The organism is Streptomyces globisporus (assembly GCF_003501885.1).
GTDB classification, from domain to species: Bacteria; Actinomycetota; Actinomycetes; order Streptomycetales; family Streptomycetaceae; genus Streptomyces; species Streptomyces globisporus_D.
The window spans coordinates 1-11,524 of sequence record NZ_QWFA01000196.1 but is presented as its reverse complement, the minus strand read 5'-3'; the positions used below and the strand labels follow the sequence as shown (position 1 = coordinate 11,524).

General features: G+C 72.6%; 11 protein-coding genes and 1 pseudogene. 9 read left to right on the top strand and 3 right to left on the bottom strand.

Going from position 1 to position 11,524, the window contains the following annotated elements; all coding sequences use genetic code 11:
* Window positions 1–517: pseudogene (locus D3105_RS27970) on the bottom strand (hypothetical protein); the annotation flags it as partial.
* Window positions 518–736: 219 nt separating this feature from the next.
* On the opposite strand from D3105_RS27970, the gene radA reads away from it, so the two are divergent.
* Both radA and disA read left to right on the top strand, forming a co-directional pair.
* The gene (radA, locus tag D3105_RS27965; protein WP_065485347.1) at window positions 737–2,149 is read left to right on the top strand and encodes a DNA repair protein RadA; all 1,413 of its coding nucleotides are present in this window, start codon (window positions 737–739) and stop codon (window positions 2,147–2,149) included.
* A gap of 79 nt (window positions 2,150–2,228) precedes the next feature.
* Complete coding sequence (gene disA, locus D3105_RS27960; protein WP_118905759.1) at window positions 2,229–3,353, top strand: DNA integrity scanning diadenylate cyclase DisA; 1,125 nt, start codon at window positions 2,229–2,231, stop codon at window positions 3,351–3,353.
* 244 nt (window positions 3,354–3,597) lie between these two features.
* Here the strand turns inward: disA and D3105_RS27955 are convergent, their stop codons facing one another.
* Window positions 3,598–4,320, bottom strand: a complete 723-nt coding sequence (locus D3105_RS27955; protein ID WP_118905758.1) for a hypothetical protein — start codon at window positions 4,318–4,320, stop codon at window positions 3,598–3,600.
* Window positions 4,321–4,625: 305 nt separating this feature from the next.
* On the opposite strand from D3105_RS27955, the gene D3105_RS27950 reads away from it, so the two are divergent.
* The 5 genes from D3105_RS27950 to cseC all read left to right on the top strand — a co-directional run bounded on the left by D3105_RS27950 (window position 4,626) and on the right by cseC (window position 9,281).
* Window positions 4,626–5,540 (top strand): A/G-specific adenine glycosylase, encoded by a 915-nt coding sequence (locus tag D3105_RS27950; protein ID WP_118905757.1) that lies wholly within the window; start codon window positions 4,626–4,628, stop codon window positions 5,538–5,540.
* 158 nt (window positions 5,541–5,698) lie between these two features.
* The gene (locus D3105_RS27945; RefSeq protein ID WP_118905756.1) at window positions 5,699–6,361 is read left to right on the top strand and encodes a SigE family RNA polymerase sigma factor; all 663 of its coding nucleotides are present in this window, start codon (window positions 5,699–5,701) and stop codon (window positions 6,359–6,361) included.
* 107 nt (window positions 6,362–6,468) lie between these two features.
* On the top strand, window positions 6,469–7,116 hold the full coding sequence (locus D3105_RS27940; RefSeq protein WP_118905760.1) for a hypothetical protein: 648 nt from the start codon (window positions 6,469–6,471) through the stop codon (window positions 7,114–7,116).
* Between the two features lie 34 nt (window positions 7,117–7,150).
* Entirely contained in the window at window positions 7,151–7,864 is a 714-nt protein-coding gene (cseB, locus tag D3105_RS27935) for a two-component system response regulator CseB (protein ID WP_010063767.1), read from the top strand.
* A 79-nt stretch (window positions 7,865–7,943) separates the two neighbouring features.
* Window positions 7,944–9,281, top strand: coding sequence for a two-component system sensor histidine kinase CseC (gene cseC, locus D3105_RS27930; RefSeq protein WP_118905755.1), 1,338 nt, complete (start codon window positions 7,944–7,946; stop codon window positions 9,279–9,281).
* 241 nt (window positions 9,282–9,522) lie between these two features.
* Here the strand turns inward: cseC and D3105_RS27925 are convergent, their stop codons facing one another.
* A complete protein-coding gene (locus tag D3105_RS27925; protein ID WP_118905754.1) occupies window positions 9,523–10,236 on the bottom strand; it encodes a M23 family metallopeptidase in 714 nt (237 codons plus the stop codon).
* Between the two features lie 455 nt (window positions 10,237–10,691).
* Here D3105_RS27925 and D3105_RS27920 point away from each other — a divergent pair, with 455 nt between their 5' ends.
* Window positions 10,692–11,048 (top strand): trypco2 family protein, encoded by a 357-nt coding sequence (locus D3105_RS27920; protein ID WP_118905753.1) that lies wholly within the window; start codon window positions 10,692–10,694, stop codon window positions 11,046–11,048.
* Window positions 11,045–11,524 (top strand): trypsin-like peptidase domain-containing protein (locus D3105_RS27915; RefSeq protein ID WP_133305713.1); only part of this gene is annotated, 480 nt, incomplete at its 3' end. The genes D3105_RS27920 and D3105_RS27915, both read left to right, overlap by 4 nt.

Genomic DNA, 11,524 nt, shown 5'->3' with positions numbered 1-11,524 from the left:
CCTCGGGGGTGGCGGGGGCCGGGGGCGAGGTCCGCGTGGGACTGTTGGGCGCGGTGTGCTCCGGCGTGCGCCGGGCGGTGCGCGCCTCTGTGCCGGTGCCGCTGCCGGTCGCGGTCCCTTTGCCGGTCCCTGTGGTTCCGTCGCGGGTCTCGGAGGCCTTGGCCGTACGGGGCGGCTTGACCGTCGCCGAGGGGCGGCGGTGGGCCTGGCGGCCGCGCCTGCGTTCGGTGAGCGCCCGCAGGCAGGTCCACCGGGCCAGGGCGTACAGCCAGGATGTACGTTCCTCCTCGGCCGTGGGGCCCCGGGCGTCCTGCCGGTCCGCGATCGCCAGGACGGCGCCGAGCGCTTCGGTGGCCGCGTCGTGGTCGCAGAGCACGGAGAGGCAGTACGTGAAGAGGCCGTCGAGATACGGCTCGTAACGTGCGGGCGGTCGCTGTGCCGGGGCGTCGGTTCCTCGGCGGTGCGCCCGGTGTGCGCCGGTGGTGTGCGTCGGGGTCTCCAGCCTGCTGCTCGTCACCCGGCGACCGTAGGCAAAGGAGCGCATGCCTCAAGTGCCCCTTGAGTACATTTAATCCTTACGGGTGAATGTATCCCTCGAAAGAGTTGTGAAAGCGGACAGAGATCCCGGATTCCGCCCGTAGTGCTCCGGAGTGCTTCCGTGCGCCCTGCGCGCGGCGGGGCGGTGCGCGCCGACCGCCCGGGCGTCGTTGTCGTACCCCACCTATACGGTGACGCCATGGCTGCCCGTACGAAATCCGCGAAGGACCGGCCGTCCTACCGCTGCACCGAGTGCGGCTGGACGACCGCCAAATGGCTCGGTCGTTGCCCCGAGTGCCAGGCGTGGGGGACGGTCGAGGAGTTCGGCGGCGCCCCCGCCGTGCGCACCACCGCGGCGGGCCGGGTCTCCACCGCCGCGCTGCCGATCGGCCAGGTCGACAGCCGGACGGCCACGGCCCGCTCCACCGGCGTCGGCGAGCTGGACCGGGTGCTGGGCGGCGGTCTCGTGCCGGGCGCGGTCGTGCTGCTGGCGGGCGAGCCGGGCGTCGGCAAGTCGACGCTGCTGCTGGACGTGGCGGCCAAGGCGGCGAGCGACGACCACCGCACGCTCTATGTGACCGCCGAGGAGTCCGCGAGCCAGGTCCGGCTGCGGGCCGACCGGATCAAGGCCATCAACGACCACCTCTACCTCGCGGCGGAGACCGATCTGTCGGCGGTGCTCGCGCATCTGGACGAGGTCAAGCCGTCGCTGCTGATCCTGGACTCGGTGCAGACGGTCGCCTCGCCCGAGATCGACGGCGCGCCCGGCGGGATGGCCCAGGTCCGGGAGGTCGCCGGGGCGCTGATCCGGGCGTCCAAGGAGCGCGGGATGGCCACGCTGCTGGTCGGCCACGTCACCAAGGACGGCGCGATCGCGGGGCCCAGGCTGCTGGAGCACCTGGTGGACGTGGTGCTGTCCTTCGAGGGCGACCGGCACGCCCGGCTGAGGCTGGTGCGCGGCGTCAAGAACCGCTACGGGGCGACCGACGAGGTCGGCTGCTTCGAGCTGCACGACGAGGGCATCACCGGTCTCGCCGACCCGTCGGGCCTCTTCCTGACCCGCCGCGACGTCGCCGTGCCGGGCACCTGCCTCACGGTGACGCTGGAGGGCAAGCGGCCCCTGGTCGCCGAGGTGCAGGCGCTCACCGTCGACTCGCAGATCCCCTCGCCCCGGCGCACCACCTCCGGTCTGGAGACCTCCCGGGTCTCGATGATGCTCGCCGTGCTGGAGCAGCGGGGCCGGATCAGCGCGCTCGGCAAGCGGGACATCTACAGCGCGACGGTGGGCGGGGTGAAGCTCACCGAGCCCGCCGCCGACCTGGCGGTCGCCCTCGCGCTGGCCAGCGCGGCCAGCGACACCCCGCTCCCGAAGAACCTGGTCGCGATCGGCGAGGTGGGGCTCGCGGGCGAGGTCAGAAGGGTCACCGGGGTGCAGCGGAGGCTGGCCGAGGCACACCGTCTGGGCTTCACCCACGCCCTCGTGCCGACCGACCCGGGGAGGGTCCCGGCCGGTATGAAGGTCACGGAAGTCGCCGACATGGGCGACGCTCTGCGGGTCCTCCCGCGCCGCTCTCGCCAGGAGGCACCACAGGAGGACAACGCGCGCCGGTAGACTTTGCCCTGGTCTCGCCCGCCCGTGGACACGGCATGGGGACGCGAGGGCACCGCAAACCTGTGACCGGAGGAGTGCAGTGGCAGCCAACGACCGGGCGACGACGCCCGGAAAGTCCGGCCAAGGCACCGGTAACGAGGCGCTGATGCGCGCCTCGCTGAGCGCGGTCGCGCCCGGTATGGCCCTGCGGGACGGCCTGGAGCGCATTCTCCGCGGCAATACCGGTGGCCTGATCGTGCTGGGCATGGACCGGACCGTCGAGTCGATGTGCACCGGCGGATTCGTGCTGGACGTGGAGTTCACGGCGACGCGCCTGCGCGAGCTGTGCAAGCTCGACGGGGCGCTGATCCTCGACAAGGACATGACCAAGATCCTGCGGGCCGGCGTGCAGCTGGTCCCGGACGCGTCGATCCCCACGGAGGAGACGGGCACCCGGCACCGTACGGCGGACCGGGTCTCCAAGGCGTGCGGCTTCCCCGTCGTCTCGGTCTCCCAGTCGATGCGGCTGATCGCGCTGTACGTGGACGGGGAGCGGCGGGTCCTGGAGGAGTCCTCCGCGATCCTGTCCCGGGCCAACCAGGCGCTCGCCACGCTGGAGCGGTACAAGCTCCGCCTCGACGAGGTCGCGGGCACGCTGTCCGCGCTGGAGATCGAGGACCTGGTCACCGTCCGGGACGTGACGGCGGTGGCGCAGCGCCTGGAGATGGTGCGGCGGATCGCGACGGAGATCGCGGAGTACGTGGTCGAGCTCGGCACCGACGGACGGCTGCTCTCCCTCCAGCTGGACGAGCTGATCGCGGGGGTGGAGCCGGAGCGGGAGCTGGTCGTCCGGGATTACGTCCCCGAGCCGACGGCGAAACGGTCGCGCACGGTGGCGGAGGCGCTGACCGAGCTGGACTCGCTGACCCACACGGAGCTGCTGGAGCTGCCGGTGGTGGCGCGGGCGCTGGGCTACAGCGGCTCGCCGGAGACCCTGGACTCGGCGGTGTCCCCGCGGGGCTTCCGGCTGCTGGCGAAGGTACCGCGGCTGCCGGGGGCGATCATCGAGCGGTTGGTGGAGCATTTCGGGGGGCTGCAGAAGCTTCTTGCCGCCAGCGTGGATGATCTCCAGACGGTGGACGGGGTGGGCGAGGCCCGGGCCCGGAGTGTCCGCGAGGGCCTGTCGCGGCTGGCGGAGTCGTCGATCCTGGAACGCTACGTCTGACCCTTCAAGCCCGCCCGGCGCTTGAGGACGGAACCCTGCTGCCCGGTGGGCGGTGCTTTTGCGGGCTGGCCCGGGCCCCTTGGCGCATCCTTCGTCCACGTGGACGGTTCCGTCCTCAAGCGCCGGACGGGCTGGAAATGGGCTCGCCCGGCACCGTGAGCGCAGCCCACGACCGTGTGGACTGTTCCGTCCTCAAGCGCCGGACGGGCTCAAGTGGTCCCCGGGCCGACTGAGCGCGGGTCCGTCAGTCCTTCGCCAGGACGAACGACGCTCGCTGGACCGGCTCCCCCGGCGCCTTCGCCTCCAGGAGGTACGTTCCCGGGCCAGCCTTCCCCGCCGGCGGCGTCGCGCAGCCCGGCGTGGACAGGGTGCGGTTCCAGTCCACCGTGTGGATCACCGTCGCCCCCGCCGGCACCTTCAGGAACAGCGGGCCCCCCGCAGCGGGGCAGTCCTTCGAGGACCAGATCGGGTCGTCGTCCTCGCCGCCCGCCTCGGTGACGGTGAGCACCGCGCTCTTCGGGCCGAAGTCGGCCTTGCACGCGGTCGACGACGTGTTCTTCGCGATCAGTTCGAACTTCGGCTTGTCGTCGGGGCCGTAACTGACTTTCGTCCGCAGCCTCAACTGCACGGCCGAAGGCTTGCACTCGGGGAGCGGCGACCCGGCCGGCACCCGCTGGCCCGCACTGCCGCCGCCGCCCGAACCGGCCGCACCTGACGTGTCGCCAGCGCCCGCACCCGTACCGCCTGTTGACGCCCCGTCGGACGAACCACCCGAAGACTCACCCGGGCCGCCGGTACCGCCCTCGTCGCCCGACTCGTCGCGGCCGCCCGGCTGTTGGCTGATCGCGGGACCGGAGCTGCCCGGGCCGGGAGTGATCGACTCGACCGGGTCGGAGCCGCCGGGCTTGGCGTCGTCCTTGCCGCCTCCACCGCCGCCGCCGGACGTCACCGCCCAGGCGATCAGCACGGCGAGCAGCGCAACCAGAAGTCCCGCTACCGCCCTTCGTCGCCAGTAGATGCTGGAGGGAAGCGGACCGACCGGATTGCGCATAGATCCCACAAGGCCGAACTCTACGAGAGATCCGGAGCGAGTCCGGCCCCACCCGCCGCTCCGCTCACAAGTTTTGCCGATCATCATCACGGGAAGAGGGCCGCGACCCGGTCACAGGGGACAGAACGGGTGGCGTTGTCACCCCGTGGGCCCGCCGCGCGGTCCGACACCCCCGCGCCCGTGACGCCCGCCCCGTCTTCCGTGCCAGGATCGTCAGTGCCATGACTGCCATGACTTCCACTTCACCCCAGACGCCCCCCGCCGCCGCCTCCCTCCACACCCCCGTCATCGGGTGGTTCGAGCAGCACGCCCGCGATCTGCCCTGGCGCCGCCCCGAAGCGGGCGCCTGGGGCGTGATGGTCAGCGAGTTCATGCTGCAGCAGACCCCGGTGAGCCGGGTCCTCCCGGTGTACGAACAGTGGCTCGCCCGCTGGCCCCGCCCCGCCGACCTGGCCGCCGAGGCGCCCGGTGAGGCGGTCCGCGCCTGGGGCCGGCTCGGCTACCCCCGCCGCGCGCTGCGCCTGCACGGGGCCGCGCAGGCGATAACGGAACGGCACGGCGGCGATGTGCCGAGCGAGCACGCCCAGCTGCTGGCGCTGCCCGGGATCGGCGAGTACACGGCGGCGGCCGTGGCCTCGTTCGCGTACGGACAGCGGCACGCGGTGCTCGACACGAACGTCCGCCGGGTGTTCGCCCGTGCCGCGACCGGGGTCCAGTATCCGCCGAACGCGACGACGGCCGCCGAGCGCAAGCTCGCCCGGGCGCTGCTCCCGGACGAGGACGAGCGGGCGGCGAAGTGGGCGGCGGCCACGATGGAGCTGGGCGCCCTCGTGTGCACCGCGCGCAACGAGGACTGCGACCGGTGCCCGATCGCCTCGCGGTGTGCCTGGCGGCTGGCCGGGAAGCCCGCGCACGAGGGTCCGCCGCGCAAGGGGCAGACGTACGCCGGTACCGACCGCCAGGTGCGCGGGCGGCTGCTGGCGGTGTTGCGGGACGCGGTGCACCCCGTACCGCAGGCCGCCCTGGACGCGGTGTGGGAGGAGCCGGTGCAGCGCGCCCGGGCGCTGGACGGGCTGGTGGCGGACGGTCTCGTCGAGCCGCTGGCCGACGGCCGGTACCGGCTGCCGCTGACCTGATCGCGCCGCCGTTCCCGGGGCCCCGGCTCCGCTGTTACACAACCGATGGGCAGCCGTGCACCGGCCTACGGCTGCTCCGCACATCGCCGTGACAACGCCTCCGTAGCGTCTCCGACAGCAGTGACCACGGGGATTCATCGGGGACGGAGGCGGTTGTCATGGCGCAGGGCGAGGTGCTCGCGTTCGAGGACTACGTACGCACACGGCAGGACGCGCTGCTGCGCAGCGCACGCCGACTGGTCCCCGACCCCGTCGATGCCCAGGACCTCCTGCAGACCGCCCTGGTGCGGACGTACGGCCGCTGGGACGGCATCGCCGACAAGTCCCTGGCCGACGCCTATCTGCGCCGCGTCATGATCAACACCCGTACGGAGTGGTGGCGGGCGCGCAAGCTCGAAGAGGTCCCGACCGAGCAGCTGCCCGACGCGAGCATCGACGACGGCAGCGAGCAGCGCGCCGACCGCGCCCTGCTGATGGACATCCTCGGAATTCTGGCTCCGAAGCAGCGCAGCGTCGTCGTGCTGCGACACTGGGAGCAGATGAGCACGGAGGAGACGGCCGCGGCGCTCGGCATGTCGGCCGGTACGGTCAAGAGCACGCTGCACCGGGCCCTGGCGCGGCTGCGTCAGGAGCTGGAGAGCCGTGAGCTGGACAGCCGCGAGGCGGTCGCCCGGGAGCACCGGAGCGTGGCGCCCACCACCTCCGGCCGTGTCCCCGCCCAGCGGTCGCCGCTGACGTCGGTGCCGGGGGCGAAGGCACACACACCGGCGCAGCGGAGCGGGCGTCACGACGAGCGGGGGATGGAGCGGTGCGCGGCCTGAGCGGCAGCAGCAGCGGTGGGGGCACCGGTCTCGGGGACGGCGACGGGCCGGGGAGACCGGTCCGGAGGCGGCGCTTCCGGGGCGGTACGGCGGCGAGTGGCACGGCCTTGGCCGGACTCGTCGCCTTCGGGCTGTTCGGCGTCGGCTGCTCCACGGGCGGCACCGGCACCCGGGACGAGGGTCCCGCCGGCAGTCAGCCGGTCGCCCAGATCACCCAGCAGCCCAGCCCGTCCGGCACGACCCCGCCCGTGCGGCGGGTCGACGCCGTACGGCTCCTGAAGGGCGACCCCAAGGTGGGCGAGCGGGTCAGGGAGGGGCTCAAGCCCTGCGCGGGCAAGGCCTACCCGGTCGACACCTCCTACGGGTCGATGACCGGCGGCCGGGCCGCCGACGTGGTGGTCAACGTGATGAGCTGCACCGACTCGGTGAGCGTCGGAACGTATGTGTACCGGGCGGACGACGGCGGCTCGTACAAGAACGTCTTCGCGGCCGAGGTCCCTGCCGTCTACGGGACGATCGACCGGGGCGATCTGGTGGTGACGACCCAGGTCTACGGTTCGAAGGATCCGCTGGCGTCCCCGTCCGGCTCGGAAGTGGTCACCTACCGTTGGGCCGGCGACCGCTTCACCGAGCACGACCGGGTGCACAACGACTTCAGCCGGGCCGTCGAGGGCACGGACGGCGATCTGCCCGTGCAGTCGGAACCGGTGGAACCGGACCCGGCGGACGAACCGGCGCAGCCGGGCAGGAACTGACACCGGGCAGGAACGGAAAGCGAGAAGCAGCCCCATGGCCGAGACCCACGTCCTCTTCGTCGAGGACGACGACGTGATCCGCGAGGCCACCCAGCTCGCCCTGGAGCGGGTCGGCTTCACGGTCACCGCGATGCCCGACGGACTCTCCGGTCTGGAGGCGTTCCGCGCCGACCGGCCGGACATCGCCCTGCTCGACGTGATGGTGCCGGGGCTGGACGGGGTCAGCCTGTGCCGCCGTATCCGGGACGAGTCGACCGTACCGGTGATCATGCTCTCCGCGCGGGCCGACTCGATCGACGTGGTGCTCGGCCTGGAGGCCGGCGCCGACGACTACGTGACCAAGCCCTTCGACGGGGCGGTCCTGGTCGCCCGCATCCGGGCGGTGCTGCGCCGCTTCGGCCACGCGGCCGGACCGGACGGCGCGGGGCCGGGCGGTACCGAGGCGGCGGACGAGGCCCTCGGCGGGGTGCTGGTCTTCGGCGATCTGGAGGTCGACACGGACGGCATGGAGGTGCGGCGCGCCGGCGAGCAGGTGGCGCTGACGCCCACCGAGATGCGGCTGCTGCTGGAGTTCTCGTCCGCGCCGGGCACGGTCCTGTCCCGCGACCGGCTCCTGGAGCGGGTCTGGGACTACGGCTGGGGCGGGGACACAAGGGTCGTGGACGTCCATGTGCAGCGGCTGCGCACCAAGATCGGCCAGGACCGGATCGACACGGTCCGCGGCTTCGGCTACAAGCTGCGCGGATGAGCGGGCCACAGGTGCAGCCGAGGCGGCCACAGATGGAGCGGCCGGGACAGGCACAGGTGGAGCGGCCGGTGGTGGGCCCATGAAGCGGCTGGCCCTGCGGACCGGTGTCCGCTGGAAGATCAGCATCGCCATCGCGGCGGTCGGCGCGCTCATCGCGGTGGCGCTGAGCCTCGTGGTGCACAACGCGGCCCGCGTCTCGATGATCGAGAACGCCCGCGAGGTGCAGCTGGAGCGGCTGCTGGGCGCCCAGCGCTTCTACGAGGCGACGAGCATGCAGAAGGGCGGCCCGAAGTTCGGGACGAAGCTCAACGACCCGATGATCCCGCCGAGCCTGCGCGAGGAGGTCCGCAAGAACCGCCGGGCCACCCATGTCGAGCAAGGGGCCGACGGGGTCCCCGAGGTCTGGGCGGCGGTGCCGCTGGCCGGGGGCGACGTGCTGTCGCTGCACACCCGGTTCGCGGACCGCTCCGCCACGATCATGGACGATCTGGACCGGGCCCTGATCATCGGCTCGGTCTCGGTGGTCTTCGGCGGCTGCGCGCTCGGGGTGCTCATCGGCGGCCAGCTCTCGCGCCGGCTGCGCAAGGCGGCGGCCGCGGCGGGCCGGGTCGCCCAGGGTCAGACGGACGTACGGGTCAGGGAGGCGGTCGGCGGGGTCGTCCGCGACGAGACGGACGAGCTGGCGCGGGCGGTCGACGCGCTGACCGACGCGCTGAACGAGCGGATCGAGGCGGAGCGCCGGGTCACCGCCGACATCGCCCATGAGCTGCGTACCCCGGTGACCGGGCTGCTCACGGCGGCCGAGCTGCTGCCGCCGGGCCGCCCCACCGAGCTGGTACGGGACCGGGCCCAGGCGATGCGGACGCTGGTCGAGGACGTCCTGGAGGTGGCCCGCCTGGACAGCGCCTCGGAGCGGGCGGAGCTGCAGGAGCTGCCGCTCGGGGAGTTCGTCAGCCGTCGGATCGCTCTGCTGGATCCCGATGTGACCGTGCGGGTGATCCATGAGTCGTGGGTCTCCACCGATCCGCGCCGGCTGGAGCGCATCCTCGGCAATCTGCTCGGGAACGCCGCGAAGCACGGCTCCACCCCGGTGGAGGTCTCGGTCGAGGGCCGGGTGGTCCGGGTCCGCGACCACGGTCCGGGGTTCCCGGAGGAGCTGCTGCGGGACGGGCCGAGCCGGTTCCGTACCGGAAGCGTGGACCGGGCCGGGCACGGGCACGGGCTCGGGCTGACGATCGCGGCGGGCCAGGCGAGGGTGCTCGGGGCCCGGCTGACCTTCCGGAACGCGGCGCCCTCGGGTGCGGCGGAGGGCACGGGCGGGGCGATCGCGGTGCTGTGGCTGCCGGAGCACGCGCCGACGGTGACGGGGAGCTTCCCGGTGCTGCGGATGGCGGACCAGCGGCAGCCGTCGGACTGAGCGGAGCCTCCTGGCGGACGGGCGCTCTGGGCGGCACCGCGTCCGGCGGAGAAACGCCGACGGCGACCCCGAGGAGTGAGCCGTGAGGCTGTCCTCGACGTCGCCGTCGGTCGGGTGACCCGGGCGCACGCCCCGGGTACCGGGGTGTAACGGGTCCACTGAACGCTCTTCGGTTGTGCTGCGCGGCCGCCGGGTGCCTACGGGTGGCCGGTCGGGAGCCGCGCGGTTACGCCGGGCCGGATCAGATGGAGACGTGCACCGAGCGGAGGAACGCGGCCGGGTTCAGCGCCGAGCCGTAGTTCGGGGTGGTGCGGATCTCGAAGTGCAGGTGCGGGCCGCTGGAGTTTCCGGTGTTGCCGGACAGGGCGATCTTCTGGCCCGTCTTCACGTGCTGGCCGATCTTCACGTTGACCTTGGACAGGTGCGCGTACTGCGAGTACTTGCCGTTGGAGTGCTTGATCACGACGGCGTTGCCGTACGCGGGGCCGTCACCGGCGCCGTTCGGGCCGGCCTTCACGACGGTGCCGGTGTGGGCGGCCGAGACCGGGGTGCCGATCGGCACGGCGAAGTCCTGGCCGGAGTGCTTGGCGGCCCAGCGGGCGCCACCGGTGCCGTAGCTGGCGGTCAGCTTGTACTTCTTGACCGGGGCCTTCCAGGAGGCGGCGTTCTTCTTCGCGGCCTTCTTCTTGTCCTCGGCCTTCTTCTTGGCGTCGGAGGCCTTCTTCGCGGCCGCCTTCTTCGCCGCATCCGCGGCCTTGGCCTGCGCGGCCGCCTGCTGGGCGACCGAGTCGGCGGTCGTGCTCGCGGCAAGGGGGGCAGCGGCGGCGGTGCCGCTGGAGGCGAACGCCGTTCCGGCACCCAGCACCACGGACGCCCCCAGGCCGGCGGCCAGGACGGCGCCACGGACGCGGAAGGCGGACGGGCGGATGGTGTGCTGGTTCGTTGCGCGCTTCATACGAGGAAGTCCTCCGAAGGTGAGTGGACCCGGCGTGCTGTCCGGGCTTGCTCAACCTTGGTAACCCGCACCCCGGCCGATGCTCAAACACCCCATCTACGAAGAAAAGCCGTAGAGGGGGTGGGGGGAATTGACCGAAGTTGTCCCTCCGCGAGGGGTCGACGCGGGCGACGAAATCCTTCGCGCGAAAGACGTTTAACGCCTGTTCCATAGGGCCTTTTCCGGACATGGCACCGCGAAACGGCTGTATCGCCCAGAACCTCGGAAGGGCCTGGCGACACCGGGCCGAAGGTCCCGCGGCCGATCACGGCCGCTTCTACTGGCCCGGGTAGTAGGCCTGTTTCGGGCTGTGCGCCTTGTCACCGCCGGTGGGACCCAAGTCCTTCCGATTCGGGACCTTCGGCCCGCTACTTCACTACGCTGACGGGAAAGCGCACCGGACCCCGGGGGAGCCCATGACGGCCGAGAACACCCACGCCCTGGACGGCATCGAGCTGGCGGACGCCGTCGCCTCCATCCGCAACCAGCTCATCGACGCGGCGACCCGGGCCACGGACCACCCCGTGTCCTTCGCGGTCGGCGACATCCAGATGGAGTTCACCCTGGAACTGCGCCGGGAGACGAAGGCGGGCGGCAAGGTGAAGGCCTGGGTGGTCGAGGCGGGCGCCGACGCCGCCCGCACCACGGGCCGCACGCACAAGGTCGCCTTCACCCTGACCCCGCGGAACGCCGCGACGGGCGAGGCGTGGGAGATCGGGACCGAGGACGACGGGTCGACGGCGGGGTTCGGTGACGGGGCCTCCCGTACATGAGCCCGCCCGTCGTCCACCCCGCCGCCCATCCCGTCGTCCACCCCGCCGACCGCACGGTCGTCGTCACCGCGATCCAGCAGGGCAGCGGCGTCCTGCTCACCGACCGACTGATCCTCACCTGCGCCCATGTGGTCAAGTCCGGGTCCGTCCTGATCGCCCATCCGGCCGTCTCCGACCGGATACGGGCCACCGTCGCCTGGATCGACTACCGGCTGGACGTGGCCCTGCTGGAGGCCGTCGAACCGGTGCGGCCGGTCCCGCCCGTACGGCTCGGCGTGGTCGACACCCGCCAGGCCATACCCGAGTGCGAGATCACCGGCTTCCCCCGCGTCCAGCGCTACGGCCCCGACCAGCGCCTGGAGGCCGACCAGTACACGGCAACCGTCCTGCCCCTGGCGGGCCGGGTCCGCGACCTGCTGGTCTGCGACCTCGACGGCCCGCCCGCCGCCCGGTCCGACGACGAGCCGGCCGGCCTC